Source organism: Stutzerimonas chloritidismutans, from assembly GCF_038562055.1.
GTDB lineage: Bacteria > Pseudomonadota > Gammaproteobacteria > Pseudomonadales > Pseudomonadaceae > Stutzerimonas > Stutzerimonas chloritidismutans_A.
In genome coordinates, this window is the sequence record NZ_JBCFXD010000006.1 from 188962 (window position 1) to 215899 (window position 26938).

A 26938-nucleotide genomic window follows, 5' to 3' on the forward strand; every position below is an offset into this window, starting at 1 on the left:
GTGGATAACGGCGCAGCCTTATCCACCGTTGAGGCCGCGTGCCGCACAAGCGAGAAACCGAGATGACCCCGAACAAGACCGAAGAACTGAGCTTCATCCGCGAAGGCGTGCGCGCCCTCTGTGCCGAATTTCCCGCCGAATACTGGCGCAAGATCGATGAGGAAAAGGGCTTCCCGGAAGCCTTCGTCACGGCCATGACCGAAGCCGGCTGGCTCTCGGCGATGATCCCGGAAGAGTACGGCGGCTCCGGCCTAGGCCTGGCCGAGGCCTCGGTGATCCTCGAGGAGGTCAACCGTTGCGGCGGCAACTCCGGGACCATCCACGGGCAGATGTACAACATGTTCACCCTACTCAGAAACGGCAGCGAGGAGCAGAAGCGCCATTACCTGCCGAAGCTGGCGAGCGGCGAGCTGCGCCTGCAGTCCATGGGCGTCACCGAGCCGACCACCGGCACCGACACCACCAAGATCAAGACCACCGCCGTGCGCCAGGGCGACAAGTACGTGATCAACGGGCAGAAGGTGTGGATCTCACGCATCCAGCATTCCGATCTGATGATCCTGCTGGCACGCACCACGCCGCTGGCCGAGGTGCAGCGCAAGTCCGAGGGCATGTCGATCTTCCTTGTCGACCTGCGCGAGGCCATCGGCAACGGCCTGACCGTGCAGCCGATCGCCAACATGGTCAACCACGAGACCAACGAGCTGTTCTTCGACAACCTGGAAATCCCCGCCAGCAGCCTGATCGGCGAAGACGGCAAGGGCTTTCGCTACATCCTCGATGGGCTGAATGCCGAGCGCACGCTGATCGCCGCCGAGTGCATCGGGGACGGCCGCTGGTTTGTCGAGAAGTCCGCCGCCTATGCCCGCGACCGCGTGGTGTTCGGCCGGCCTATCGGGCAGAACCAGGGGGTGCAGTTCCCCATCGCCGAAGCGCACATCGAAATCGAGGCGGCGGACCTGATGCGCTGGCGCGCCTGCGATGAATACGACGCCGGTCGGAATGCCGGGGCGGCGGCCAACATGGCCAAGTACCTGGCAGCGAAGGCCAGCTGGGAGGCCGCCAACGCCTGCATGCAGACCCACGGCGGCTTTGGCTTTGCCAACGAATACGACGTCGAGCGCAAGTTCCGCGAGACGCGGCTGTACCAGGTGGCGCCGATCTCCACCAACCTGATCCTGTCGTACGTGGCCGAGCACTTGCTCGAGCTGCCGCGTTCGTTCTAACGGAGCCAGACGTAGGGTGGAAAACGGCGAAGCCTTTTCCACGCATATCGAACAGGCGACACGGGTGGTGGAAATGCTTCGCGATTTCCACCCTACGAAAAAGGGAAGTGCGTCATGAATATCAGCCATCTCGACCACCTGGTGCTGACCGTCGCTGACCTCGAGGCAACGATCAACTTCTACACCCGCGTGCTCGGCATGCAGGCGGTGACCTTCGGGGAAGGGCGCAAGGCGCTGGCCTTCGGCAACCAGAAGATCAACCTGCACCAGGCCGGGCGCGAATTCGAGCCCAAGGCCGAGCGGCCGACCCCGGGTTCGGCGGACCTCTGCTTCATCGTTGCCACACCGCTGGCCGAGGTGATCGCACACCTCCAGGCGCAGCAGGTCGCCATCGCCGAAGGTCCGGTGCAACGCACCGGCGCGACCGGACCGATCTGCTCGGTGTACCTGCGCGACCCCGACCAGAACCTCATCGAACTGTCCAATCTGTTAGAGAATCCGCTGGAGCCCAACGCATGAGCCAGCACACCCGTGCCCTGACCGAATTCCTCGCCGGGCTCGCCTACGAGCAGATCCCCGAACCGGTGCTCGCCCGCACCGAAGACCTCTTTCTCGACTGGCTCGGCTCAGCCCTGGCCAGCGCCGGCTCGCATCCGATTCCGCTGTTCGAGCGTTATGCGCAGAGCATGGGCCCGGCCGACGGGCCGGCGCGCATTCTGGTCAACGGCCAGAGCAGCTCGGCCTATTTCGCCGCGCTGGTGAATGCCGCCAGCTCGCATCTGGTGGAGCAGGACGACCTGCACAACAGCTCCGTGCTGCACCCGGCCACCGTGGTGTTTCCCGCTGCGCTGGCGGCGGCGCAGGATCTCGGCAAGTCCGGCCGCGAGCTGCTGGTGGCCTCGGTGGCCGGCTACGAGGCGGGCATCCGCATCGGTGAGTTCCTCGGCCGCTCGCATTACCGCATCTTCCACACCACCGCGACGGTCGGCACCCTGGCCGCGGCGGTGGCCGTTGGCAAGCTGATGGAGTTCGACCAGCAGCAGTTCACCCATCTGCTCGGCAGCGCCGGTACGCAAGCGGCGGGGCTGTGGGAGTTTCTCCGTGACGCGGCGGACTCCAAGCAGCTGCACACCGCCAAGGCGGCTGCCGATGGCCTGCTCGCCGCCTACCTGACCGCCGATGGCCTGACGGGCGCGCAGAATATTCTCGAAGGCGAGCAGGGCATGGCGGCGGGCATGTCCCGCGATGCCGAGCCGAGCAAGCTGTCCGACCGGCTCGGCACGCGCTGGGCGCTGGCGGAAACCTCGTTCAAGTTCCACGCGTCCTGCCGGCATACCCACCCGGCGGCCGATGCGCTGCTGGCGCTGATGCAGCGCGAAGGGCTCGGGGCCGATGACATCGCCTCGGTCACCACCCGCGTGCATCAGGGCGCGATCGACGTGCTCGGCCGCGTGACGGTGCCGCAGACGGTGCATCAGGCCAAGTTTTCCATGGGCACCGTGCTCGGGCTGATCGCCCTGTACGGCAAGGCCGGCCTGACCGAATTCCACAGCCATGCGCTCAGCGACCTGCGCGTCGGCGCGATCCGCGAGAAGGTCTCTATGACGCTCGATCCCGAGGTGGACGGCGCCTACCCGGCGCGCTGGCTCGGCCGCATCGAAGTGACCACCGTCGATGGCCGCACGTTGCACGGCGCCATCGACGAACCCAAGGGCGACCCGGGCAACACCCTGAGCCGCGCCGAGCTGGAAGACAAATTCCGCCGCCTGGTGCAATTCTCCGCTGCGCGTAGTGATGACGAGGCTGGCGTGCTGATCGACACGGTCTGGCGCCTGCGCGAGCTGGAGCTGCTGGACGCACTGGCCTGAACGTAGGGCGGATGACGGCGAAGACTCATCCACCAAAGTGGCGCCAAAGTCCCGAGGGGCTTGAACAAACGCGTGGAAATGGCTTCGCCGATTTCCACCCTACGCCGAATTTGCAGGAACCGAACATGAACGACACCCAAGTCAAACCCCGCCCACTCGATGGCATCACCGTGGTCAGCCTCGAGCACGCCATCGCCGCACCGTTCTGCACGCGCCAGCTGGCCGATCTCGGCGCGCGGGTGATCAAGATCGAACGGCCCGTTGCCGGCGACTTCGCCCGCGGCTACGACGAGCGGGTCGACGGCCTGGCCTCGCATTTCGTCTGGACCAACCGCTCGAAGGAAAGCCTGAGCCTGGACGTGAAGCAGGACGCCGCCGCCCAGGTACTCGACCAGCTGCTGGCCAAGGCCGACGTGCTGGTGCAGAACCTCGCGCCCGGTGCCGCGGCGCGCATGGGGCTCTCCTTCGAGGCGCTGCATGAGCGCTTTCCGCGGCTGATCGTCTGCGACATCTCGGGATACGGCGAGGGCGGCCCTTACGAGCAGAAGAAGGCCTATGACCTGCTGATCCAGAGCGAGGGCGGCTTTCTCTCCGTCACCGGCGGGCCGGGTGAGACCGAGATGGCCAAGGCCGGCTGCTCCATCGCCGATATCGCCGCGGGCATGTATGCCTACACCGGCGTGCTTTCAGCGCTGATGCTCCGCGACAAGACGGGCGAGGGCAGCCGCGTCGACGTTTCCATGCTCGAAAGCCTGGTGGAGTGGATGGGCTACCCGTTGTACTACGCCTACAAGGGCGCAAAGCCGCCGCCGCGTGCCGGCGCCGCCCACGCCACCATCTACCCCTACGGCCCGTTCCCCACCGGTGACGGCGGCACGGTGATGCTCGGCCTGCAGAACGAGCGCGAGTGGCTGTTGTTCTGCGAAAAGGTCTTGCTGCAACCCGCGCTTGCCAGCGACGTGCGCTTCTCCAGCAACTCGCAGCGCTCGGACAACCGCGAGGCGCTGCGCGCGATCATCGTCGACGCGTTCGGCAAGCTGAGTGCCGACGAAGTGATTGCGCGCCTGGATGCCGCGCCCATCGCCAATGCCCACGTCAACGACATGGCTGGTGTCTGGGCGCATCCGCAGCTGGAGGCCCGCCAACGCTGGAGCGAGGTGGACAGCCCGGCCGGCCGCCTGCCTGCGCTGCTGCCGCCGGGACGAAACAGTGCCTTCGCCCCGCGCATGGACCCCATCCCCGCGCTGGGCCAGCACACCGATAGCCTGCTGACCGAGCTGGGTTACGCACCCGGCGACATTCAGCGCTTGCACGAGCAGGGCGCGGTATGAGCGTGCCCAGGAGCCAGCCCATGAACTCATCGATAATCCGTAGCGCGCTGTTCGTCCCGGCGACCCGCCCGGAGCGCATCCCCAAGGCACTGGCGACGGGCGCAGACGCGGTCATCGTCGACCTCGAGGATGCAGTCGCGGAGAACCTGAAGGCCGAGGCGCGGGGCAACCTCGATGCCTTCCTCGCTGCCAATCCGGAGGCGCGCCTGCTGGTGCGCATCAACGCGCCAACCCACGCCGAGCAGGCCGCGGACCTGGCGCTTTGTGCCCGTCATGCCGGCATCGCCGGCGTGCTGCTGCCGAAGGTCGAAAGCGCGGTGCAGGTTGCGCTGGCGGCCAGCTGCGGCAAGCCGGTCTGGCCAATCGTGGAAAGTGCCCCCGGGCTGGCCAATCTGGCGGAAATTGCCCACGCCCAGGGTGTCAAGCGGCTGTCCTTCGGCGCGCTGGACCTGGGCCTCGATCTCGGCCTGGCCAACGGCACCGCTGGCGCCGAGCGCATGCTTGACCAGGCACGCTATGCGCTGCTGCTGCAGTCGCGATTGGCCGGGCTGGCAGCACCGCTGGACAGCGTCTTTCCCGACATCAAGAACCTCGATGGCCTCACCCGTGCCGCTGCCGACGCCCGCGACATGGGCTTTGGCGGCCTGCTGTGCATCCACCCGAGCCAGGTGGCCGTGGTGCACGAAACCCTGATGCCCAGTGCCGTGGAACTGGACTGGGCGCAACGCATCCTCGCCGCCGGAGCTTCCGGCGATGGGGTTTTCGTGGTGGACGGACAGATGGTCGACGCCCCCGTCATCGGCCGTGCCCGTCGCCTGCTGCAACGTGCCGGGCAAGCGGTGCCCTGACCGCAACGCTTGCCCGCGAAACGTACCAACCGACAAAAACAAGAGGGTACTTCCATGCTGAGTAACAAGCTCAAGGCACTCGCCTGCGCGCTGTCTTTCTCTATCGCAGCTGTAGTCCAGGCAGAGCCGATCACCATCAAGTTTTCGCATGTGGTAGCGGACAACACGCCCAAGGGGCAGGGCGCTCTAATGTTCAAACAACTTGCTGAAGAGCGCCTCCCCGGCAAAGTCGTCGTCGAGGTCTATCCGAACTCTTCGCTGTTCGGTGACGGCAAGGAAATGGAGGCACTGCTGATCGGCGATGTGCACATGCTGGCGCCATCACTGGCGAAATTCGAGCACTACGCCAAACCCATCCAGATTTTCGACCTGCCTTTCCTGTTCGATGATCTGGCTGCGGCTGACCGCTTTCAGAGCAGCCCGCAGGGCAAGGCGCTGCTTACGTCCATGGAGGACAAGAACATTACCGGGTTGGCCTATTGGCACAACGGTACCAAGCAGATGTCCGCCACCAAACCGCTGCGTGAGCCCAAGGATGCGCGAGGCCTCAAGTTCCGGGTGCAGGCCTCTCAAGTGCTCGAAGAACAGTTCAAGGCCGTCCGTGCCAATCCGCGCAAGATGAGCTTTGCAGAGGTCTACCAAGGCTTGCAGACTGGCGTCGTCAACGGCACTGAAAACACATGGTCGAACTACGAGAGCCAGAAGGTACACGAGGTGCAGCCATTCATCACCGAGTCCGACCACGGCCTGATCGATTATATGGTGATCACAAACACGCAGTTCTGGAGGAGTCTGCCGGAAGATGTGCGTATTGAGCTGGAGAGCATAGTGGAAGAGGTGACGGTCGAGGTGAACCGCCAGGCCGACGAGCTGAATCAAAAGGCCAAACGCGCCATTGCCGCGTCGGGAAAAACTGAAATTATCCGGCTGACACCTGAGCAGCGCCGCGAGTGGCGCGAGGCGATGAGGCCGGTGTGGAAGAAGTTCGAGGATGAAATCGGGGTGGAACTGATCAAGGCAGCCGAGGCGGCCAACCAGCCTTGAGCAAAAACAAGCCGCTTGTCTCTACATGGCGGCTTGTTTCAGCTACTGACCTGACCTGACCTGACCTGACCTGACCTGACCCGTCCAGGCAGTAGCTGACTGCTAACTTGCGTTACCGAGGAGCAGGGTTGCTATATCGAGCCACACGGAACGGTCATCCTACCTGTCAGTGGCGAGGCCCTTCTTCCGGCATCGTTATCAATTGCCGTTCCATGTTCCAGTCGAACGGCTCGTCATTTTCTTCGGCTTGGTAGCGACGTTCTTCCAGCTGCTGAAAAATTTCGATCTCTTCGTCCGGCATGAAGTGCAGGCAATCACCGCCGAAGTACCAGAGCAGGTCGCGCGGAACCAGATGTGCTATCTGCGGGTAGCGGTGAAAGACCTGGCAGATCATGTCCTGACCCATATGGCGCTCTTCCGGCACGTTCTGAAGGTTCATGATCAATTCGTCGAACCGCTCGAGAAACAGCGCATGGCTTTCCTCCGACACCTGTTCGGTTTCACCCATGGCAAGCAGGATGCCGCGCAGATGGGCCAGTAGTGCCAGGTTGTGATCGTGATAAGGGTTGGCCATGGTTCACCTGAATCGATTGGGCGCGCGATTATAAATGCGCACGGATTAATTGGGGCGTGTCTAGTTGACTCGGGTCGTAGTGCTGGGTTCGGTACGGACGTCGGATAGCCGCGCAAAGGCTCAGGCGCCAAGATGGGCGTTGGCTTGCTCGTGTACGCCAACGTTGCCTGACTCGGTGCTGACCGATGTTGGCAGGCGACGCTCAGAGGAGCGCGCCGCCAAGCATCGCGCGTGAGCGCGGCGCTTGGCAGAGCCTAAAGTGGATTAGGTAGCCGGCATGGCTAGCGAGTCTTGCCCTCGGGTAGTTCAAGTGGCTCCTTGGCGAAATCATCGACGCTGATGACTTTTCGGCGCGCCGCTTCCGCAGCGGTCAGCTGCTCCGCCTCGGCGGCATCCAGTACGCCTGCTGCGAGTGCGGCGCTGATCGGGTCCTCTCCGGCGGCAGGTTGGAAATCACCGGCCTTGAGCGCTTTGTGCAGCTTCTTTTGCAACGGTTGCGATACTGCGAGGGTGTCGAACGCGTCTCGCAGTGCTCCCAAGGCTTCGTCGCGCCCTTGTGGCCGGTAGACGCCCTCGAGAATCTGCTCCAAGGCCGGGTCGCCTTCCGGGCGACCGAGGATAGCGGCCACTTCAGCATCAAGCGCATCGGACGGCCCCTTATGGCGGGCGCCGAACGGAAATACCAGGACCTTCAGCACTCCGCCAAGCAAGCGGTTGGGGAAATTTTCTAGCGTGTTGGCCAAGGCTTGCTCAGCCTTGCAGAGGCAGTCTTCCATCGCCCAGCGCAACAGCGGTGCCTGCTCGATTGGGTGGCCCAGGTCGTGATAGCGCTTGAGCGCAGCGGATGCCAGATACAGGTGGCTGAGGACATCGCCCAGCCGCGCGGAGAGGCGTTCACGACGCTTGAGCTCGCCGCCGAGCAACATCATGGACAAGTCGGCGAGCATGGCGAACGCGGCGGCGATCCGATCCAACGCGCGGAAGTAGGGGCGGGCCAGGTCGTTGCCTGGCGCCTTGCCGAACAGGCCGAACGTCAGCCCGAGCACCAGGGTGCTTGCTGTGTTGCTGACGGCGAAACCAATGTGCTTCATCAGCAACCCGTCGAACTTCTTGATTGCGGCATCGCGGTCAGGCTCATGAACCAGCTCCATTTCGCGAAGTACGAACGGATGGCAGCGGATCGCGCCTTGGCCAAAGATCATCAGGTTACGCGAGAGGATGTTCGCCCCTTCGACCGTAATCGAAATGGGTGCAGACAACCACATGCGGCCGAGGTAGTTACTGGGGCCCATGATGATGCCTTTGCCGCCATGGATATCCATGGCGTCGGTGATGCACTCGCGGCCACGCTCGGTCAGGTGATATTTGAGAATCGCCGACAGCACCGAAGGTTTTTCTCCCAGGTCGACTGCGTTGGCTGTCAGGATTCGTGCACTGTCCATCAACCAGGCATTGCCGCCGATTCGAGCAAGCGGTTCCTGAATACCTTCAAACGCTGCCAGCGGCACGTTGAACTGCTCGCGTATTTGCGCATAGCGGCCGCTGACATAGCTGCAGGTCTTGGCCGCGCTGGCGCCTGTCGCTGGCAATGAAATCGAACGCCCGACTGACAGGCAGTTCATCAGCATCATCCAGCCTTTGCCGATCATGTCTCGTCCGCCGATGATAGCTTCGAGCGGCACGAACACATCCTTGCCCCAGTTCGGACCATTCATGAAAGCAGCGCCAAGGGGCAGGTGGCGGCGACCGATCTCGACACCAGCAGTATCGGTTGGAATAAGCGCGAGGCTAATGCCCAGCTCTTCCTCATCGCCCAATAGATGCTCAGGGTCGTACGTCTTGAAGGCGACACCGAGCAGCGTGGCGACTGGGCCGAGCGTGATGTAGCGCTTCTCCCAGTTCAGGCGCAGGCCAAGTACTTCTCCGCCTTCCCATTCGCCGCGGCAGATGACTCCGCTGTCATTCATCGCGCCAGCGTCGGAGCCGGCATAGGGACCGGTCAGGGCAAAGCAGGGGATGTCCGTGCCATTGGCCAGACGCGGCAGGTAGTGGTTGCGCTGTTCATCGGTGCCGTAATGCATCAGCAGCTCGGCCGGGCCGAGGGAATTGGGCACCATGACGGTCGTCGCAAGGTCGCCACTGCGGGTGGCCAGTTTCATCACGATCTGCGAGTGGGCGTAGGCCGAGAAGCCCTTGCCACCGTATTCCTTGGGGATGATCAAGGCGAAGAATCCTTCGGCCTTGATGTAATCCCACGCTTCTTGGGGAAGGTCCATGCGCTGGCCAACTTCCCAGTCGTTGACCATAGAGCATAAGGTTTCTGTTGGGCCATCGACGAAAGCTTGTTCCTCCTCTGTCAGGACGGCCTTTGGGTAGCCGAGCAGGACGTCCCAGTCAGGTTTGCCGCTGAACAACTGTCCATCCCACCAGACCGTCCCGGCGTCGATGGCATCGCGTTCGGTGTCGGAGATAGGGGGCAGGACTTTTTTGAACCAGTCGAACATCGGGCCGCTGAAGTACCTGATGCGCAGGTCGGTCACCAGCAAAGGCACCGCGACCGCAATCAGCATGAGCCAGAGGATGATCATCAACCAGGTAGGCGTCTCGTCGGCCGCGCCCATCAAGACCAGATACGCCGCAACAATGGCCAACGCCGGAACGGGGGAAACCCGTAAATGGGCAATCACGGCAATGCCGATGAGTAATACGAGCAGCCAGAGCAGGGTCATATGGTTTTCCTTGTTGAGCGAATGGCATCCAAACTGAGCATAGGCGTTTGTGGCAAGTGGGGTGAAGGGACAGGACGACGCGTTTGGTATCAGATAATGACCGATCCTTGACAGGCGAGTTCGAAGTGACTGGTTCTGGTTACTAGGTTTGTTTTGCTCGGTGTAGCTTGGCGGTCCTCTGCGGTTTGAATTCGGCGTTGCAATTGACGCACCGCGCCCTTATCTACTTTTAATCTCTCTGTGCTGTGTGCGTTCTTAATATGACTACTGCTCTATCCATTCGGCAGTTGACCAAGGTTTACGGAAACGGCTTCGAGGCCCTCAAGGGCATTGACCTGGACGTTGCTGAAGGCGATTTCTTTGCGTTGCTGGGGCCCAACGGTGCCGGCAAATCCACCACCATCGGTATCCTTTCCACGCTAGTGAACAAGAGTGGCGGCACGGTCAACGTGTTCGGTCACGACCTTGATCGCGATCCTTCAGGCCTCAAGCGCTGCCTGGGTGTTGTGCCACAAGAGTTCAACTTCAACCAGTTCGAGAAGGCCTTCGACATCCTTGTCACACAGGCCGGCTACTACGGCATTCCGGCAAAAGTCGCCAAGGAACGCGCCGAGCAGTATCTCAACCAGTTGGGGCTGTGGGACAAGCGTGACGTGTCCTCGCGGATGCTGTCAGGCGGCATGAAGCGGCGCCTGATGATCGCTCGAGCGCTGATCCACCGGCCGCGGCTGCTGATCCTCGACGAGCCCACCGCGGGGGTTGACATCGAGCTACGCCGTTCGATGTGGTCGTTCCTGACCGAGCTCAACCGTGAAGGCATTACCATCATTCTCACGACACACTATCTGGAAGAGGCCGAGCAGCTGTGCCGCAACATCGGCATCATCGACCACGGCCAGATCGTCAAGAACACCAGCATGCGCGAATTGCTCAAGCAACTGCATGTCGAGACTTTCCTGCTTGATCTGAAGGAGTCGCAGCTGGTGCCGCCAGAGCTTGGCAGTTATCCGGCACGTTTGGTTGACCATCACACCCTCGAGGTGCAGGTAGACAAGAGCCAGGGCGTGACCGACCTGTTTCGTATGCTGTCGGCACAGGGCATTGAGGTTCTGAGCCTGCGCAACAAGACCAATCGGCTGGAGGAGCTGTTCGTTTCGATGGTGGAAAACAACCTGCCGAAGGTGGCCAAATGAACGCAGAATTCCGGCCCAATCTGGTCGCGTTGCAGACCATCGTCCACCGCGAAATCCGCCGCTACACACGCATCTGGCCGCAGACACTGCTGCCTCCAGCGATCACAATGGTGCTGTACTTTGTCATCTTCGGAAATCTGATCGGTTCGCGGATCGGCGAGATGGATGGCTTTACTTACATGCAGTACATCGTGCCGGGGCTGATCATGATGTCCGTGATCACCAACTCCTACAGCAACGTGGTTTCCAGCTTCTTCAGCAGCAAGTTCCAGCGATCCATCGAAGAGCTGCTAGTCTCGCCCGTATCGCCTCATGTCATCCTGATTGGCTTTGCCTTAGGCGGCATTACCCGCGGGCTGGCGGTTGCGTTGATCGTAACGTTGCTGTCGATGTTCTTCACCGATCTGCAGGTACATCATCTGGGGGTGACGCTTCTGGTGATTACGCTGACGTCGACGATCTTTGCCTTCGGCGGCTTCATCAACGCGGTGTACGCCCGCAACTTCGATGATATTTCTATCATTCCAACCTTCGTGCTGACTCCGCTAACCTACCTGGGCGGCGTGTTCTATTCGATCAACCTGTTGTCACCGTTCTGGCAGACGCTGTCGCTGGCCAACCCCATCCTGCACATGGTCAATGCGTTCCGTTACGGCATCCTGGGGGTTTCAGACATCCGTATCGGCATTGCGATCAGTTTCATGGCCGTAGCGGCAGTACTCATGTACCTGTTGTGCATTCATCTGCTCAAGAGTGGTCGAGGCATGCGCCAGTAGTCATCGCGCCGGGCACGCCCATTGGCAATGTTGGTGCGCTTGATCTGACGACCAGTCAATGGCCCGATGACCAGGCGCGGTGATAAACCAAACGGGAACCGCTACACTTGCGGTCATTTTTCGTACAGGTTCCCGCTATGCAGCACCCCGCCGAACTGTCGCCGCTGGGCAAGTCCAGCGCCTATGTTGCGACCTACAGCCCCGAGCAGCTCTTTCCCATCCCGCGTGCGCCCAAATGGGCCGAGCTTGGGCTGACGGCCGAGTCCTTACCCTATGGTGGCGTCGACATTTGGAACTGCTATGAGCTGTCCTGGCTGTTGCCATCCGGCAAGCCGGTGGTGGCCATTGGTGAGTTCGGTATTCCCGCCGACTCGCCAAATATCATCGAATCCAAGTCATTCAAGCTTTATCTCAACTCGCTGAACCAATCGGTCTTCGAGAGTCGGGCAGCGCTTGTGGAGGTTATAACGCGAGACTTATCAGCCGCAGCGGGTAAGCCCGTCAGCGTTCGCTTGCGCACGTTGGATGAAGTTGGCGAGGAGGGGATCGCGCCGCTAGACGGGTACTGTATCGATGATCTGGATATCGAGATCCGGCACTACGATTCGCCGCGGGCTGAACTACTCAGCAGCGACCCTGAGCGTCAGGTGGATGAGCGCATCTACAGCCATCTGCTCAAATCCAATTGCCCGGTTACCGGGCAGCCGGACTGGGGCACAGTGGTAATCGAGTACCGGGGCCCTGCGCTTGATCACGCTAGCCTGCTTGCCTATCTGGTGAGTTTTCGCCAGCACGCTGACTTTCATGAACAGTGCGTCGAGCGGATCTTTCTCGACTTGCAGCGCGTGTTGATGCCAGAGCGACTCAGTGTGCATGCGCGCTATGTGCGCCGCGGCGGGCTGGATATCAACCCCTACCGTACCACTCAGTCCGTTTCGCCAGACAACCGACGGTTGGTTCGGCAATAACCGCTGCGGTAGGAGGGCGTGAACGCGCGTTCACGCTCTGATGGCCCGAACCGGTTTCGCTCAGATGCCCATGTTCGCCAGGGTCTGCATGATGTTGCGAAGCGTCATCGCTGTGTTCGGATGGCTGACCTCGAAACGCTCGACGGCTAAATTGACGCCATCGACCAGTGAATCGTTCTGATGATCGACTACCCCCTGGTTGGCAAGCCGCAGCTCGATGTCATGGGCAATCACCTGCAGCGACGCGCGCTCTTCTTCAGTTAGCGGTGTGTCCTGGGCCAGTTGACTACGCAGCTCTGCTAGCTGCGACTGCAGATCATGTTCCGGCATGTTGCTACCCTCTTGGTTTGTCGTACGGCAAAGTCGCCAGCGCTTGATGTGAGCAGGGTAAACCAGCGTGCTGGGCTTGTCCTTGCTTTTGAGTCTCAAAGAGTCTGCAAAGATCCGTTGAGATTCCGCGTGTCTGCCCGCTGCCGAAACTGGCCGTTATCGCTTTATACTGCGGCGCTTTGTTGGGCAATTGCCCCCATTCGAAACAGGAGAGGGCCGCGATGCAAGTCATCGGCAAGGATTGGGTTGTTTACTTCAGGAGAACGCTGGTGACGGCGCTGGCCGTGTTTGGCGCATCATCGCTCCAGGCCGCCGAGCAAGACCCCTGGGAAAGCGTGAATCGCGCGATCTTCACCTTCAACGACAAAGTCGATACCTATACGCTCAAGCCGCTTGCGCAGGGTTACCAGAAGATCACACCAAACTTTGTCGAAGACGGCATCGGCAATGTATTCAGCAATCTTGGCGATGTCGTGGTACTGACCAATGACCTGTTGCAGGGCAAGGTTCGGGACGCGGGCATCGACACCAGCCGTATTTTGTTCAACAGCACTTTCGGCGTGCTGGGTTTCTTCGATGTCGCAACCCGTATGGGCTTGCAGAAAAACGATGAAGATTTTGGGCAGACGCTTGGCGCGTGGGGACTGGGCAGTGGACCTTACGTCGTGTTGCCGCTGCTGGGGCCGAGTACCGTGCGCGATGCGGCTGGACGCGTGCCGGACTCTTTCCTGCAGCCGTATCCGCATATCGATCATGTGCCGACACGCAACGTGACCCGCGCCGTCAATGTTGTGGACATGCGTGCCAGTCTGCTCTCAGCGGAAAAAATGATCACTGGCGACAGGTATATCTTCGTGCGCAACGCCTACCTGCAGAATCGTGAATTCCGCACGCAGGATGGTCAGGTCGAAGACGATTTCTGATAGGACAGCGGACCGCATTGGCCAATGCCGATGCGGTCCGCTGGTTTGTTCACGCTTTGTTGTTCCGAAATGGTTTCACCTAAGCAAAAGTCATTTCATTGAAAGGATTGCCAGACCAAGGCTCTGTCGTCCGTCTTCGTGCTGACCGACTCGAACCACTTCCGTTTCGGCATCCAATCCCTTCAGTTCGCTGTGCTCCGAAGGAATGTGTACCTGGACCTTGTCACCCATCTGCAAATCCGTCGCTGCGACCACCTGCATCCCTGTGCTGGAAAGGTCCAGGCAGGTTGCCTCGTAGCAATGGTCACCCTGCGTCAGGGTTATAGCTGTCTCGATATTCATGCGAATGAAGTCGCGTTTTTCACTGTAGTCCCGATCTCGCTGGGTCATTGCTTCGTCCTCTGAGTTCTTGTTTCGCCAGTTCTTATAACGCCCGTCAAATCGGCCTGTAAAGGACAGGCGGAGCGACCGCGCCTGGCTTGAAACGCCGATCGTATGGGAGTACCGTCTGCGCCTTGAAACGATCCCATGCCCGGCGCTCGCGCAGGGCCGATGCTTTCGCCAATCATCCTGGCGATACCGCCTGGTAGGAACATGCATAACCCAAGCGCGACGCTGCTGATCATAGATGACGACGATGTGGTGCGAGCCAGCCTGGCAGCCTATCTGGATGACAGTGGTTTCAAGGTGTTGCAGGCGCCTAACGGACCGCGCGGTGTGGAGCTGTTCGACGCGGAACACCCTGATCTCGTGATTTGCGACCTGCGTATGCCGCAAATGGATGGCCTGGAGCTTATCCGCCTGATCAGTGAGCGTCAGGCTGACCTACCGGTAATCGTAGTCTCGGGGGCCGGTGTGATGAGTGATGCAGTCGAAGCCCTACGGTTGGGCGCTGCTGACTACTTGATCAAGCCTCTTGAAGACCTTGCGATGCTTGAGCACTCGGTGCGTCGTGCCCTTGATCGTTCACGCTTGCGGCTAGAAAACCGGCGCTACCGTGAGCAGCTGGAGACCGCCAACCGCGACCTGCAGGCGAGCTTGCATCTTCTGCAGGAAGATCAGGATGCTGGTCGGCAAGTGCAAATGAATATGCTGCCGGTCACGCCCTGCAGCCTCGACAAGTTCCAGTTCGCCCATCAGATAATCCCTTCTCTGTACCTCTCGGGTGATTTCGTCGATTACTTTCGCGTGGACGAGCACCGCATCGGCTTCTACCTGGCGGATGTGTCCGGCCATGGGGCCTCTTCAGCGTTTGTCACCGTCCTGCTTAAATTCATGACCACGCGGTTGCTCTATGAGTCTCGCCGGGGAAGGGCATTACGCGCCTTCAAGCCGTCCGAGGTGCTCGATCACATCAATCGCGGCTTGATCAACTGTAAGCTCGGTAAGCACGTCACAATGTTGGGCGGCGTGATTGATCAGGAGCGTAATGTGCTGCATTACAGTATAGGCGGTCACCTTCCAATGCCGGTGCTATACGCCGACGGCGCTGCTAAGTATCTCGAAGGGAAGGGTTTGCCGGTCGGTTTGTTCGTCGAAGCAACCTACGAGAATTACGAGATCGAATTGCCAGAGTCTTTCAGTCTGACGCTACTTTCCGATGGCATTTTGGACCTTTTGCCCGGCGAGACCCTCAAAGATAAAGAGGCCGGGCTACCTGGGTTGATTCGCGAAGCAGGCGGTACGCTGGTGGGGTTACAGCGGGTGTTGGGCCTAGCCGATCTGGAGGATATGCCCGATGACATCGCGTTGTTGGTATTGAGCAGGAACCTTGCATGAGCACGGGTAAGATCCAGTTTGCTGAGCAGAACGGTACGTTTGTGCTCAAGTTCGTCGGCGAGATCCGACTGACGCTTTGCTCGGCGCTGGATGCAACGATCGAGAAGATATTCTCTTCGCGCAATTTCTCATCGATCGTAATCGACCTCACTGAAAGCCGTAGCATCGACAGCACCACGCTCGGTCTGCTCGCCAAACTTTCGATTCTTTCGCGGCAGAAGGTCGGCATGCTGCCGACATTGGTCACCACTCATGAGGACATCACGCGCCTTTTGCAATCGATGGGTTTCGATCAGGTGTTCAATATCGTTGATCAGCCATTGCCGTCGCCTGAGCAACTGGCCGATCTGCCGACCCAGGATCAATCCGAGGAGATTGTGAAGGGCAAGGTTCTAGAGGCTCACCGTATTCTGATGAGCCTCAACGAATCGAACCGCGAGGCGTTCCGCGACCTCGTGACAGCGTTGGAGCGGTCCTGAGCTACAGCTTGGTTGGCAGGAGGGCTTCAAGCTTTTCCTGATCCCGCGCGAACTGGCGGATTCCCTCAGCCAGTTTCTCAGTTGCCATCGGATCTTCGTTCAATCCCCAGCGGAAGCTACCTTCATCCATGCTGATGCGCGACTCCGAAGCGCGTCCGGGGGACAATTTACGCTCCAGTGTGCCTTGTTCCTGTGCCAGCTGGCTGAGCAACTCAGGGCTGATCGTCAAGCGATCGCAGCCTGCCAGCGCTTCGATCTGACCCGCGTTACGGAAGCTCGCACCCATTACTACGGTCTTGTAACCGTGCGTCTTGTAGTAGTCGTAAATCCGGCTGACCGACTGTACGCCTGGATCTTCGTCACCGACATAGTCACGGCCTTCGGACTTTTTATACCAATCGTAGATACGGCCGACGAAAGGCGAGATCAAAAATACACCGGCCTCGGCACATGCCACTGCTTGGGTGAAAGAGAACAACAGTGTCAAGTTGGTCTGGATGCCGGATTTTTCCAGCTGCTCAGCCGCACGGATGCCCTCCCAGGTAGAGGCCAGCTTGATCAATACACGGTCACGGGATACCCCGGCCTGCTCGTATAGGCCGATCAGGCGCTCGCCCCGCTGGATCATGGCTTGTGTATCGAATGAAAGCCGAGCATCGACCTCCGTAGAAATCCTCCCCGGGATCAACTTGAGCACCTCCTGACCAACCGCGACCGCGAACAGGTCGCAGCCGAGGCCGATATCGCCGCCGCAGCGCGACATAGCGTCCTTGAGGTGTTCTGCATAGCGCGGCAGTGCAGCAGCTTTGAGCAGAAGCGAGGGGTTGGTGGTGGCATCAACCGGTTGAAGGCGGGCGATGGCGTCGAGATCGCCGGTGTCGGCAACCACGGTGGTGAATTGTTTGAGTTGCTCCAACTTTGACGTCATAAGGGCGCTCTATCCTTTGGTTGTCATGACTTGATTTCCGTGGCCATCGCGCCATCTGTATTCGGATGGTCATGTGTGGCAGCTGTTGGATCGAAAATGCGGCTGCGTGTTCCCTGCACGGGTATCAGTGCCCCTCAAGCAATCCGGTCGCTTGGTCAAGCAGCGTTAGTGGTTCTTTGGTTTTATGGATGTCGACCGACAGCAGCTGGCGAAACCGCCTAGCGCCTGGAAAACCCTGGCCCAGCCCCAGTACGTGACGGGTAACGTGATGCATCGAGCCACCGCTATCAAGATGATTCTGAATATAGGGGCGCATGCGCCTCAATGCTTCGGCTCGGGTAATGACGGGTTCTTCGCTGCCAAACAGTCTGCTATCAACTTGCGCGAGCAAGTAGGGGTTGTGGTAGGCCTCGCGCCCGAGCATCACACCATCGAACTGCTCCAGGTGGGCTTCGCATTGCTCCAACGTTTTGATGCCGCCGTTGAGGATAATTTCCAAGCCTGGAAAGTCGCGCTTCAATTGTTGCGCAACATCGTAGCGAAGGGGTGGAACGTCTCGGTTCTCCTTCGGTGAAAGCCCCTCCAGAATTGCGATGCGTGCATGGACGGTGAAGCTGCGGCAGCCTGCCGCTTGAACCTGCCCAACGAAATCACAAAGTTCGGCATAGCTGTCGCGCCCATTGATGCCGATGCGGTGCTTGACGGTTACTTCGATCCCCACAGCATCACGCATCGCTTTCACGCAATCGGCTACCAGTGCTGGATGGCCCATCAGGCATGCGCCGATCAGGTTGTTCTGCACGCGGTCACTAGGGCATCCCACATTGAGATTTACCTCATCGTAACCAGCCGCTTCGGCCATTTTTGCGCAGACGGCGAGATCACTTGGCACACTGCCGCCAAGTTGCAAAGCCAAGGGGTGCTCGGCCTCATCATGACGCAGGAAACGACTGGCATCGCCGTTGATCAATGCGCCTGTAGTGACCATCTCGCTGTAGAGCAGGGCATGCCGTGAAAGCAGACGCAGAAAATACCGACAGTGCCGGTCAGTCCAGTCCATCATCGGCGCGACGGAGAACCTGCGCGACAGTTGCAGAGACGTAGTGGCAGGTTTGTAGTTGGTGTTCATGCGGCTTTCCGACGGAGCGTTTAGAACGCGCTGCTAATGCTTAGACACCATTATGCTGGTTGGCTGTGCCGGTATATCGAGTGTCTGAGCGCGTTAAAGGCGACTGGAGCGGTTGCTTAACCAAACGCCTCGAAAAATGGATGCCAAGTTTATCAGGAGAGCGAAGTCTCGGTGCGTGAGACTGCCGTGCGACGCCGCACGATGGCGTGAAAGGGGCGGCAATACCTGCAAAGCTCCACTCGCTGATTGGGAAGAGCTCTACAGTCGGTTGAATGGTGGTGTGATTAAGCGTGCATAGGCGCCCCGATGAGCTCGGAAACACAATAAAAAACCGCAGTCGCTCAAGAGCTGACTGCGGTTTTGATCAGGCCGATCTCGACCTGAGGACTCCTGTTGTTACCGGTTGAACGCAGCGCCGGTGCCAATGACGCTAGCCGAAGGCAGCAGCTGGCTGATGAAGCGGTTCCAGCGAGTGATACCTGCCGGTCCGACGAACACCACATCCTGCGGTTGCAGAGGGAAGTGCTGAGCCAGAGCAAATGCCGCAGGAGATTCGGCATTCAGCTGGAACACGGTGGCTTTTTCAGTGGCTATGTTTTCAGCGCCACGAATAACGTAGACCGCTTCGCCATCGGCAGTTTCCTGGCGAATACCGCCTGCGGTGCCGATAGCATCCATCAAGTTGAGGCTGGTGGCCTTGAAGGTCATGGCTTGCGGGTTCACTACTTCGCCCAGAACATAGATCTTCTTCTGGTCGTTATACGGCAGATGTAGCTGGTCGCCGTCTTTCAGATACACCTGATGCAACCAGGAGTCCGGACGGTTCAGGTCGTCGAGATCAAGCATGTACTCGCGGCCGTCACGCTTGAGCATCAGGCTGGACAGATCCGCTGTATCGGTATCGACACCGGCTTGGCCAATAGCCTGCACGATGGTCATCGGAGCAGTAGTTACCTCGAGCTCGCCAGCTGTGTTGAATGCGCCGGAAAGCACGATGCGCTGGCTACCGAAACGCAGCAGGCTGACGTCTACCTGAGGACTGTCGATGTAATTGGCCAGCCTCTTGGAAATATCGGAGCGAAGCTGCTCGATCGTTTTGCCGGCTGCTTCTATGTTGCCGATGTAGGGATAGAACAGCGTGCCGTCGGGGCGAACCAGGCGACCATTGGCGTCCAGCTGTTGTTGTGGGCCCGATGGAGCGGTCAGTTCAGGATGGTCCCAAACGGTGATGAACAGAACGTCGTTGGCGCCAATACGATAGGCCTCAGGCTTGAAACTAAGCAGCTCTTGCTTGCTGGAGGTGCCTTGGTCAGACGAGAGCTCGCCCTTGAGCATTTCAGGGGTGATGCGCATCAGCTGGACAGTGCCGTCTTCCGTTTCTGCGCCGTCCTTGAACTGATCGGGGTTCAGATGCTGACCGGGCGAGAAGACGCATCCCTGCAGCACCAGCACGGAAGAGAAAGCGAGAGCAAATAATGGTTTCATGGTTTCTTCATCCTTGACGGAATAGTTGTTTTTACGAAGTGAAACAGCGCAATTCACCTTTAGCTAAAGGAGCGAGCGAACACTGACTTGTCTATCGACAATCGCCGAAGTTGTTTCGGCGGTGCTACAGACGCATCCAATCTCTGCTGTTCCGGGTGTCGCTACTGCAAGCTCTGAGGGATATACCTACAGATACGTATGAGGCCAGGTCCGATTGAGCCACCGAGCAGGTTCCGCTCAATCGTTGTTTGGCGTCCTTCCTCAATAGAAAACGACGCTGCATGGCTCACAGTAGCCATAGACCGCTTCGTTTCTCTGCGGTTCACGACCATGTGCATAAATGAATTGGTAATGCAAAGCTTGTCGGCACATGGCGAAGAGCGTGATCGATAATAAGCGGACGGTGGCTAGCCATCAGTCGTGACCGCTTTTATGCGGCTATCAACTAACTATCGGGCTCACTGCACACAGCGGACGTGAGCCGGCGAAAGCGGGGGTCGCCATAACTTGAGATCGGCTGCCACATTTCCGATGGCAAAGCTGATTGGGTCACTTTTTGGCAGCTTAGGGATGCTCGATCATCCAGCGCAGCGTGTCCTTCAATTCGATCTGGGACATGTCGCCAATAAGCGAATCCAGTTTGGCTCTGCTACCGAACAGGTTCTTTACGTCCGCGCTGCGCACGAAGGCTGGATTGACCCTGACCTCCATGCGATGGCCGGAAATGGCAGCTGCCTGCTCGAGAACGTACTCGAGCGTATAGGCCAATCCGGAGCAGATATTGACTGTCTGGCCAACCGCGGCGGGTGTTTCAAGCAAGCGCCGATAAGCATGAACCACCTGACGGACATCGCAGAAATCACGGGCAATATCCAGATTACCTAGCTCGATTACCGCGGCCCTACGGCGCGTATGCGACACGATCTTCGGGATAAGAAATTGCTCCGCTTGACCAACACCCGTGTAGTTGAACGGACGGCTGACTATCAGCGGCAAACGATCCTGGTACAGCCGGGCAAGAAACTCCATGGCCGCTTTGCTAACAGCATAATCATTGGCCGGAGCAAAGGGCGCGGATTCATCCAGCACACCTTCGGTGGCGTTTCCGTACACGTTTGCACTGCTGGCTAGCAGCACGCCTTCAAGCTCGGTTGCTGCGGTACGTAGCGCTTCCAACAGGTGGCGAGTGCCGAGCAGGTTGGCTGTGTAAATTGCATCGGCATCGCTGTGTGCGACGAAAGAGACCGCTGCTAAGTGCACGACGTAGGTTGGGCGGATTTCGATCAAAAGGGCGCGTAGCAGCTCAGCATTGTTCAACGAGCAGCAATGAACGGCTGAGATTGCCGCGGGCAGCTCCCCGACGGGTTGGCGATAGCTGAGGCCATGAACCTCGTAGCCGCACGCTGCGAGTTCCTCTGCCATGTAGCGCCCGGTAAAACCGGTTGCGCCGGTTATCAGCACTTTACGCATGATCTTCCCGATAGGATGAAATTCCAGTTTCAAAGCCGATGCAGGTCCAAGGTATAGTCGATTGGCATGGCGTTGCGCTTACTGTCGACGGCAGTTGGGCGATCTGTGCCGCAACGCCAGCGCTTTCTCAGTGTGCCAGTTGGGTCTGTCTCGACAGCTGAGACGACCAACAGACCGTCCCGAATCAAAGCGCCAACTGACTTTCGACGTGGCGACCCTCAAGAGGGCACTCGGATATCAGCAGGCGCCTGAACCAGAACGACCGTTGCCAGTCGATTGCCCCTAGAACGAAAAGCCCTGCTGATTACGACGCATGTCGGCGTCCACCATCATGCGGCACAGTTGCTCCAGTGTAGTTTTAGGTTCCCAGCCCAACACGTCCTTGGCTTTTTGTGGGTCGCCGATCAGCAGATCGACTTCCGCTGGGCGGTAGAACTTAGGATTTACCCGCACAACGACCTTGCCCGTTGCTGTGTCGGTGGCTTGTTCCTGTTCGCCGGAGCCTTCCCATTGGAGCTCGACATCAGCCGCCTTGAACGCCAAAGTCACGAAGTCGCGCACGGTTTCGGTTCGGTTGGTCGCCAGCACAAAAACGCCAGGCTCGTCCGCCTGCAGCATGCGCCACATCCCTTCGACATATTCCTTGGCGAAGCCCCAATCACGTTTGGCGTCGATGTTGCCCAGCTCCAGCACATCGAGCTTGCCCAATTTTATCTTAGCCACAGAATCAGTGATTTTTCGCGTCACAAACTCACGCCCGCGCAGCGGCGACTCGTGGTTGAACAGAATGCCGCTGCAGCCGAATATGCCGTATGACTCGCGGTAATTGATCGTCATCCAGTGCGCATACAGCTTGGCTACGCCATAGGGGCTGCGTGGGTAGAAGGGCGTGGTTTCGGACTGAGGAATCGCCTGTACCTGACCGAACATTTCTGAAGTCGAGGCTTGGTAGAAGCGGATCTTCGGGTTGACGATACGAATGGCTTCCAGCAGGTTCACGGCGCCTGCACCGGTGATGTCAAGGGTAGTCAGCGGCTGCTCGAAGGAAACACCCACAAAGCTCTGTGCGGCGAGGTTGTACACCTCAGTCGCGCCAGTGCTTTCCAGCAGTCGAATGCTGGAGGACAGGTCCGTCAGGTCGTACTCGACAAGATTCAGATTGGGGTGCTTGTCGATGCCCAGCTCTTCGATTCGCCAGAAATTGACCGAACTGGTGCGACGGAACGTGCCGTAGACGGTATAGCCTTTTTCTAGCAGGAGTTCTGCAAGGTAGGCGCCGTCTTGCCCTGTGATACCCGTGATAATCGCTTTCATTGTCTTCCCTGTTCGAGGATAGGTTTTCTGATGTGTACTTGCTTCGCTCTTGCCTAGCACAAGGCTCTGAAAGGCAGCGAAGTTAATCGGTAAGCTTCAATGACAGCCGATCACCGCATACCGGTGCTCCGTATGTCCGAAGGGTGGCCTCAATGGTTGATCAAGACTCCTGTTTTGCTGGGCTGGCTTTCTGCCTCGAGTGTTTTTCCCTCAGGAAGGCCGGCACGATATACACCGCGTCCGCCCAGTAGCGTTTGGCCAGCCTGCGGGGTTCCATGCACATGCGATGAAGCCATTCAAGTTTGAATTCGCGCATCCACTTCGGCGCGCGCTTGATGGTTCCCGTTGCAAACGAAATGGAGGCGCCGATGCTGAAGCCCATCCCTGTGCGCTCGTAAGGCTGAGTGGCCGCAGCCAGCACTTCACCGCGTGGGGTGCCCACGGCGTAAAGAACCAACTCCGATGGATTTTCACGAACAAACTGCAAGCAACGCTGCACTTCTTCCGGTTTTTTTATGAAGCCCATCGGTGGGTTGTAGTGATAAAGAGAAATGCCTGGATAGAGTGCTCTGAGTTTGTCGGCTTCGGTTGTCGCTGAGCCAATCAGGACAATGCGCAGCCGATCCCGGTCCGCCCACTTGAGCAGGTCGAGTGTCAAATCGCTGCCGGGAATAGCTTCATCCAGATGTATGCCAAGACGGTTCAACAGCGAGAGCAGGATGCGGCTGTCACATACCCTCCAGCGCGCTTTGAAATAAGCGTCACGCAGCTGTTCGTCATGTTCGAGTTGAACAAGATGGTCAACGTTCGGCGTCACCACAAACGAATAGGGTTGCTTGACGCCCTCGCGTATGCAGGTCAATAAAGTCTTCTTATTGCCGGAATAGAAGTCTATTCCGAACGCATTAGTATCACTTGACACTCATTGCTACTCCCTTAAAGGCGCCCTTGATACCTGACCAGGCGAGGGTGGGACTTTTGTATTCCTTGACAGTTGTAACGGCCGAAAGCAGAAACGCGGAAACAATCGCAAATGCCGGACCGTAGAAACGCTTATTGAAACGTGTGGCTGCACGGTTGCGATAGTAGTGATAGAACGCTGATCGACTACCCAGGCTAAGTGAACCGTAGTGATACAGGCGGCTTTCGGGGATCACTCTCGTCGAAACACCAAAATTTCTGGCACGGTACTGCCAATCAACCTCTTCGAAATACATGAAGTAATCTTCGTCCATCAAACCGATTTCTTCGGTCAATGCGGCCGAAAAGGCCAGGCTGCAGCCCATGATGTAGTCTGGAGCGTGCTGAGGGTGTTGCTGTTGAGACGCTTCGATGCTCTGGTCTTTTCCGAGCAATCTGGCTTTGCCTAGGATCGGATAGAGCTTTCCGCCGCCGTAGCACTCCAGCCGACCTGTGTCGGCGCTCAATACGAGCGAGCCGACAAACTGACGGCCGTTACGCTGCAATGCTTCCAGTAGCGGTGAGAAGGCATCGCTGTCTACATAGGTGTCGTTATTGATAACCCAGAAATACTCGGGCTGCAGATGCTCCATTGCCCAGCGCAAGCCGTAATTGTTGCCGCCCGCGTAACCGCTGTTATCTGGGTTACAAAGCACGGTCACGTTTGTATGAGCTTTTTCATCGAGCCAGTTCTGAAGGGCGATGGCGGAACCGTCCTGCGAATCATTGTCGATGATGACGATATGGCCAATCGTCGGGCAATGTTCGAGCAGGCTTTCAGCGCAGCTGATTGTTTCAGTAGCAGCTTTGTAGTTGAGAATAAGTGCGACGTTCATGTACTCGTTCCTTGCTGCGAAGATGGCGTGCCCGTAGAGCATGTAATACGAAAAGCATGCAAATAACTGGTTGGGTATATTCGAACAGACCGTTGAGTGGCCATATCACGAAGAAGGCCAGGATCACCGCATAGGTGAACTCCATTTCGGAATTGATACTACGCGCGATACGGTGGTAGACGAACAGGGTCAGAGGAACCAGCAGAAAAGTGAGAAAACCGAAGCGAAACAGTGTGCCAATGATGCCAATGTCTGAGAGGAAGAAGTGTTCGCCGAAGTAGGGGATGAAACCGTCCTGCCACATCAGCGACAAGGACCCGCTGGGCAACCAATTAACTAGATTCAAGTGACTGAACACGGATGCGATGGTATGGGGCCTCACGCCATCCTCCACGTCGCCGTCCAGACTGCTCTCGTAGAACTCGACGTTCAGTCCGAGGATTTCAAGTAACTCTGGATAAAAGAACAGCGGGGACAACAGAACGCAAAGCGAGGCAGCCCAAATGATTGCTTTGGCCCGCAACGAGAAGAGCGTAAATGCCAGGCACAGCACAATCAGCTGACGGGTTTGCGTGGCGAAAACCAATGTCAGCAACAGAACGGCTGCAAGGATGAGATACAGCTTTCGCTGTCGCTGTTCACCATTAATAGGCGATTTGCCTTTTGCCCACACCTGAATGCAATAGAAATAGGCGAAACAGATCAAAAAGGGCCCGATGGACGAACGGTCCGGTCGATCCCAGGACGTTTGTTCCTCGCGCAGATCCGGAACCAACCCGAACTTGAAACACCAGGACAGGATCACTGCAATTAGTGCAGCGTAGATGAATGCATGCTCGAACTGGCGGGTACTGATGTGCTTGGCAAGCAGTAGCAGCGGGACGAAGCCGAATGTAAAGAGAATCCGGCGTTCTTCGATCAGGCCGAAAGTGATGGGTTGACCAAAGGTGTAAAACGAAAAGATTGCAGGTAGCACCGTGAATACGAAAACGCTGTAAAAAGCGTAATACATCAGGATGCGAAACTCTCTGGATGACTCTTCGGTACTGGCAAGAATCAACAGAAGCGACAATCCCAGGCAGACAGCCAAATAGGCTTCGTTCAGAAACTTGAAGCCGATCGGGTTGTGCGTACTGTCACCAAACACCGAGAAGTGCAGGACAATCGCTAGTACGGTCAACGGCAAAAAGAAAAATTTTGAGCTGATGTTTGTCATCACCTGGGTCCTTAGGTGCATTTCCATTCCAGATCTACTACGTCGCAACAAACTCAAGCTTTAGCATTGCCACATCGATACCTTCGGTGCGCGTCACTCTGCGTCTCGCTGATCGCTTCAGCGCCTCGGTTAATTCACGCCGGCAGTCAGCCAGTAACAACTCGATTCGATAGCGGCAGGAGTGTTTGAGTTCCCCTCGCATTAAGCCGCTCGATGTAAGGTCGAATTTGGACAAGCGGTTGCCGGCAGGGTTGCGTCGATTTTTAAGATTTCAGCGAAATAGTTCTGAACGGCTTCACACTGTCCGATGCGGCCCCTGCCACTATCCACAGGCAGGGCAGCAATGCATCTGTCAAGGCTACTGCTCAGGGCCGTATTCCGTGCAGCTATTGGAAATATGCTTTTGCAAGATTTCCATTTGAGGTCTGTCTTTGCCATCTACGGGCTCGACAGCCAATACGTATTTACCCCAGCCTGGGCCGCCTGCCCAATAGGCGCTAGGCATGCAGTTTTCGTTGAGGTAGCCAAGCAGGTTGTCCATGGCGAGCAGCATCGATTCGGAATGGCCAGGTACACCGTACTCGCCGAGGAAACCCTTGAGGTTGTTTTCCTTCAGCCACTCGACGAACGGCCGAACGCGTTCAACCCCCAGCATTGGGTCGACCACTTCGTCCTTGGCATAACGCCCGGAAAAATCCTTGTCGAGGTACAGGTGTCCCTCGTAAATGATCTTGTCTGCCGGATCGTTGATCAGAAAGTCCTCGTTGACGTAGCGCCAGTGAAAGGTGCTGGCCCAACGGTCGCCTTCAACGAATATCAAGCTGTCCATGTCTACCTCACGGATGGCATCGACTGCTGCCTGGGCGGCCCCAGGCCAAAGGCCATCTGTGGAATGGGGCTCGTTCATAATGTCGTAACCCAGCAACGCGGGGTGGTTTTTGAACGCTTTCGCAAGCTTGCGCCAGACAGTTGCGTAGGCCTCGTAGGGCACCTGTGGCGAACCGATCAGCTTGCCTTTGTACCGGCCATAGTTGTGCATATCCAGAATGACTTTCTGGTTATGGTTGGCGGCGAAGTCCAGCGTCCGTTTGAGCAACCGCATCTGATCAAAGTTGACGCCTTTGTAAAGGTCATGTTGCAGGCGTTCCCATATGAACGGAAACCGAATCAAGCGAATGTTTTTGCTTGCGTAGTATTTGAAATACTTCTCTTCCGGATAAAAGTAATTGGTGCCGACTTTTCCGGGTGTGATATGCGGAGCGAAGTTCGCGCCCGACATGTTGATGCCGATCAGGTCGATGCCTGTGTGTTCGTTGGGCTGTGCTTGTGCGACCGATAGGCACCCGGCGATGGACAAGCCGGCTATTAACCTTGCAGCGCGGAACAGAAGAGAAAGGGAACGACGTTCCATAATGACCTTGATCTCCAAAGGGCCGTTGCCAGCTCGACGGCTCGGTTGTGCTCAGTCGATTGCATAATGCGAACCGTTCTCCTTGTGGAAGGCGAACGGTTCGATTAGCAGCAATGGGAGC

The 26938-nt window shown here is 58.2% G+C and carries 25 protein-coding genes; 12 read left to right on the top strand and 13 right to left on the bottom strand.

Annotated features, from left to right (window positions below):
• The first annotated feature begins 62 nt into the window (after window positions 1-62).
• From AAGW23_RS11685 to AAGW23_RS11710, 6 genes are all read left to right on the top strand, one after another.
• Complete coding sequence (locus AAGW23_RS11685) at window positions 63-1226, top strand: acyl-CoA dehydrogenase family protein (protein ID WP_342406650.1); 1164 nt, start codon at window positions 63-65, stop codon at window positions 1224-1226.
• Window positions 1227-1340: 114 nt separating this feature from the next.
• The gene (locus AAGW23_RS11690; protein WP_342406651.1) at window positions 1341-1745 is read left to right on the top strand and encodes a VOC family protein; all 405 of its coding nucleotides are present in this window, start codon (window positions 1341-1343) and stop codon (window positions 1743-1745) included.
• The gene (locus tag AAGW23_RS11695) at window positions 1742-3094 is read left to right on the top strand and encodes an MmgE/PrpD family protein (protein ID WP_342406652.1); all 1353 of its coding nucleotides are present in this window, start codon (window positions 1742-1744) and stop codon (window positions 3092-3094) included. The genes AAGW23_RS11690 and AAGW23_RS11695 overlap by 4 nt, the downstream gene beginning before the upstream one ends.
• 125 nt (window positions 3095-3219) lie before the next feature.
• Window positions 3220-4425: a CaiB/BaiF CoA-transferase family protein gene (locus tag AAGW23_RS11700; RefSeq protein WP_342406653.1), complete on the top strand. Its 1206-nt coding sequence runs from the start codon at window positions 3220-3222 to the stop codon at window positions 4423-4425.
• Between the two features lie 20 nt (window positions 4426-4445).
• A complete protein-coding gene (locus tag AAGW23_RS11705; protein ID WP_342406654.1) occupies window positions 4446-5273 on the top strand; it encodes a CoA ester lyase in 828 nt (275 codons plus the stop codon).
• 54 nt (window positions 5274-5327) lie between these two features.
• Window positions 5328-6317 carry a TRAP transporter substrate-binding protein gene (locus AAGW23_RS11710; RefSeq protein ID WP_342406655.1) on the top strand — a complete coding sequence of 330 codons (990 nt, stop codon included), beginning with the start codon at window positions 5328-5330 and terminating at the stop codon, window positions 6315-6317.
• A 166-nt stretch (window positions 6318-6483) separates the two neighbouring features.
• On the opposite strand, the gene AAGW23_RS11715 is transcribed toward AAGW23_RS11710, so the two are convergent.
• Together AAGW23_RS11715 and AAGW23_RS11720 are read right to left on the bottom strand one after the other, a co-directional pair.
• Window positions 6484-6891: a PA2817 family protein gene (locus tag AAGW23_RS11715; protein WP_342406656.1), complete on the bottom strand. Its 408-nt coding sequence runs from the start codon at window positions 6889-6891 to the stop codon at window positions 6484-6486.
• A gap of 281 nt (window positions 6892-7172) precedes the next feature.
• Window positions 7173-9620 (bottom strand): acyl-CoA dehydrogenase, encoded by a 2448-nt coding sequence (locus AAGW23_RS11720; protein WP_342406657.1) that lies wholly within the window; start codon window positions 9618-9620, stop codon window positions 7173-7175.
• Window positions 9621-9880: 260 nt separating this feature from the next.
• Between AAGW23_RS11720 and AAGW23_RS11725 the strand changes: the two genes are divergently transcribed.
• The 3 genes from AAGW23_RS11725 (at window position 9881) to queF (ending at window position 12557) form a co-directional block, all read left to right on the top strand.
• The gene (locus AAGW23_RS11725) at window positions 9881-10813 is read left to right on the top strand and encodes an ABC transporter ATP-binding protein (protein WP_342406658.1); all 933 of its coding nucleotides are present in this window, start codon (window positions 9881-9883) and stop codon (window positions 10811-10813) included.
• Window positions 10810-11589, top strand: coding sequence for an ABC transporter permease (locus AAGW23_RS11730; protein ID WP_342406659.1), 780 nt, complete (start codon window positions 10810-10812; stop codon window positions 11587-11589). The genes AAGW23_RS11725 and AAGW23_RS11730 overlap by 4 nt, the downstream gene beginning before the upstream one ends.
• Window positions 11590-11726: 137 nt before the next feature.
• Window positions 11727-12557 (top strand): NADPH-dependent 7-cyano-7-deazaguanine reductase QueF, encoded by an 831-nt coding sequence (gene queF, locus AAGW23_RS11735; protein WP_342406660.1) that lies wholly within the window; start codon window positions 11727-11729, stop codon window positions 12555-12557.
• Window positions 12558-12617: 60 nt separating this feature from the next.
• Here queF and AAGW23_RS11740 read toward each other — a convergent pair whose 3' ends face one another.
• Window positions 12618-12887, bottom strand: coding sequence for a DUF4404 family protein (locus AAGW23_RS11740; protein ID WP_342406661.1), 270 nt, complete (start codon window positions 12885-12887; stop codon window positions 12618-12620).
• Between the two features lie 221 nt (window positions 12888-13108).
• On the opposite strand from AAGW23_RS11740, the gene AAGW23_RS11745 reads away from it, so the two are divergent.
• Complete coding sequence (locus tag AAGW23_RS11745) at window positions 13109-13810, top strand: VacJ family lipoprotein (RefSeq protein WP_342406662.1); 702 nt, start codon at window positions 13109-13111, stop codon at window positions 13808-13810.
• A 90-nt stretch (window positions 13811-13900) separates the two neighbouring features.
• Here the strand turns inward: AAGW23_RS11745 and AAGW23_RS11750 are convergent, their stop codons facing one another.
• On the bottom strand, window positions 13901-14200 hold the full coding sequence (locus AAGW23_RS11750) for a PilZ domain-containing protein (RefSeq protein WP_342406663.1): 300 nt from the start codon (window positions 14198-14200) through the stop codon (window positions 13901-13903).
• A 204-nt stretch (window positions 14201-14404) separates the two neighbouring features.
• Here AAGW23_RS11750 and rssB point away from each other — a divergent pair, with 204 nt between their 5' ends.
• Complete coding sequence (gene rssB, locus AAGW23_RS11755) at window positions 14405-15589, top strand: two-component system response regulator RssB (RefSeq protein ID WP_342406664.1); 1185 nt, start codon at window positions 14405-14407, stop codon at window positions 15587-15589.
• Window positions 15586-16068 carry an anti-sigma factor antagonist RssC gene (gene rssC / locus AAGW23_RS11760; RefSeq protein WP_342406665.1) on the top strand — a complete coding sequence of 161 codons (483 nt, stop codon included), beginning with the start codon at window positions 15586-15588 and terminating at the stop codon, window positions 16066-16068. Before rssB ends, rssC begins: the two co-directional genes overlap by 4 nt.
• Window position 16069: 1 nt before the next feature.
• On the opposite strand, the gene tal is transcribed toward rssC, so the two are convergent.
• From tal to AAGW23_RS11805, 9 genes are all read right to left on the bottom strand, one after another.
• The gene (gene tal, locus AAGW23_RS11765) at window positions 16070-16996 is read right to left on the bottom strand and encodes a transaldolase (RefSeq protein ID WP_342406666.1); all 927 of its coding nucleotides are present in this window, start codon (window positions 16994-16996) and stop codon (window positions 16070-16072) included.
• Window positions 16997-17120: 124 nt separating this feature from the next.
• A complete protein-coding gene (dusA, locus tag AAGW23_RS11770) occupies window positions 17121-18125 on the bottom strand; it encodes a tRNA dihydrouridine(20/20a) synthase DusA (protein ID WP_342406667.1) in 1005 nt (334 codons plus the stop codon).
• A gap of 396 nt (window positions 18126-18521) precedes the next feature.
• Window positions 18522-19610 carry a polysaccharide biosynthesis/export family protein gene (locus AAGW23_RS11775; RefSeq protein ID WP_342406668.1) on the bottom strand — a complete coding sequence of 363 codons (1089 nt, stop codon included), beginning with the start codon at window positions 19608-19610 and terminating at the stop codon, window positions 18522-18524.
• Window positions 19611-20174: 564 nt separating this feature from the next.
• Window positions 20175-21080 (bottom strand): GDP-mannose 4,6-dehydratase, encoded by a 906-nt coding sequence (locus AAGW23_RS11780; protein ID WP_342406669.1) that lies wholly within the window; start codon window positions 21078-21080, stop codon window positions 20175-20177.
• Between the two features lie 282 nt (window positions 21081-21362).
• Window positions 21363-22394: a GDP-mannose 4,6-dehydratase gene (gene gmd, locus AAGW23_RS11785; RefSeq protein ID WP_342406670.1), complete on the bottom strand. Its 1032-nt coding sequence runs from the start codon at window positions 22392-22394 to the stop codon at window positions 21363-21365.
• A 160-nt stretch (window positions 22395-22554) separates the two neighbouring features.
• The gene (locus AAGW23_RS11790) at window positions 22555-23316 is read right to left on the bottom strand and encodes a WecB/TagA/CpsF family glycosyltransferase (protein ID WP_342406671.1); all 762 of its coding nucleotides are present in this window, start codon (window positions 23314-23316) and stop codon (window positions 22555-22557) included.
• Window positions 23306-24190, bottom strand: a complete 885-nt coding sequence (locus AAGW23_RS11795) for a glycosyltransferase family 2 protein (RefSeq protein ID WP_342406672.1) — start codon at window positions 24188-24190, stop codon at window positions 23306-23308. The genes AAGW23_RS11790 and AAGW23_RS11795 overlap by 11 nt, the downstream gene beginning before the upstream one ends.
• Window positions 24150-25406, bottom strand: a complete 1257-nt coding sequence (locus AAGW23_RS11800) for a hypothetical protein (RefSeq protein ID WP_342406673.1) — start codon at window positions 25404-25406, stop codon at window positions 24150-24152. The genes AAGW23_RS11795 and AAGW23_RS11800 overlap by 41 nt, the downstream gene beginning before the upstream one ends.
• A 358-nt stretch (window positions 25407-25764) precedes the next feature.
• Window positions 25765-26817: a glycoside hydrolase family 5 protein gene (locus tag AAGW23_RS11805; RefSeq protein WP_342406674.1), complete on the bottom strand. Its 1053-nt coding sequence runs from the start codon at window positions 26815-26817 to the stop codon at window positions 25765-25767.
• Window positions 26818-26938: the final 121 nt, after the last annotated feature.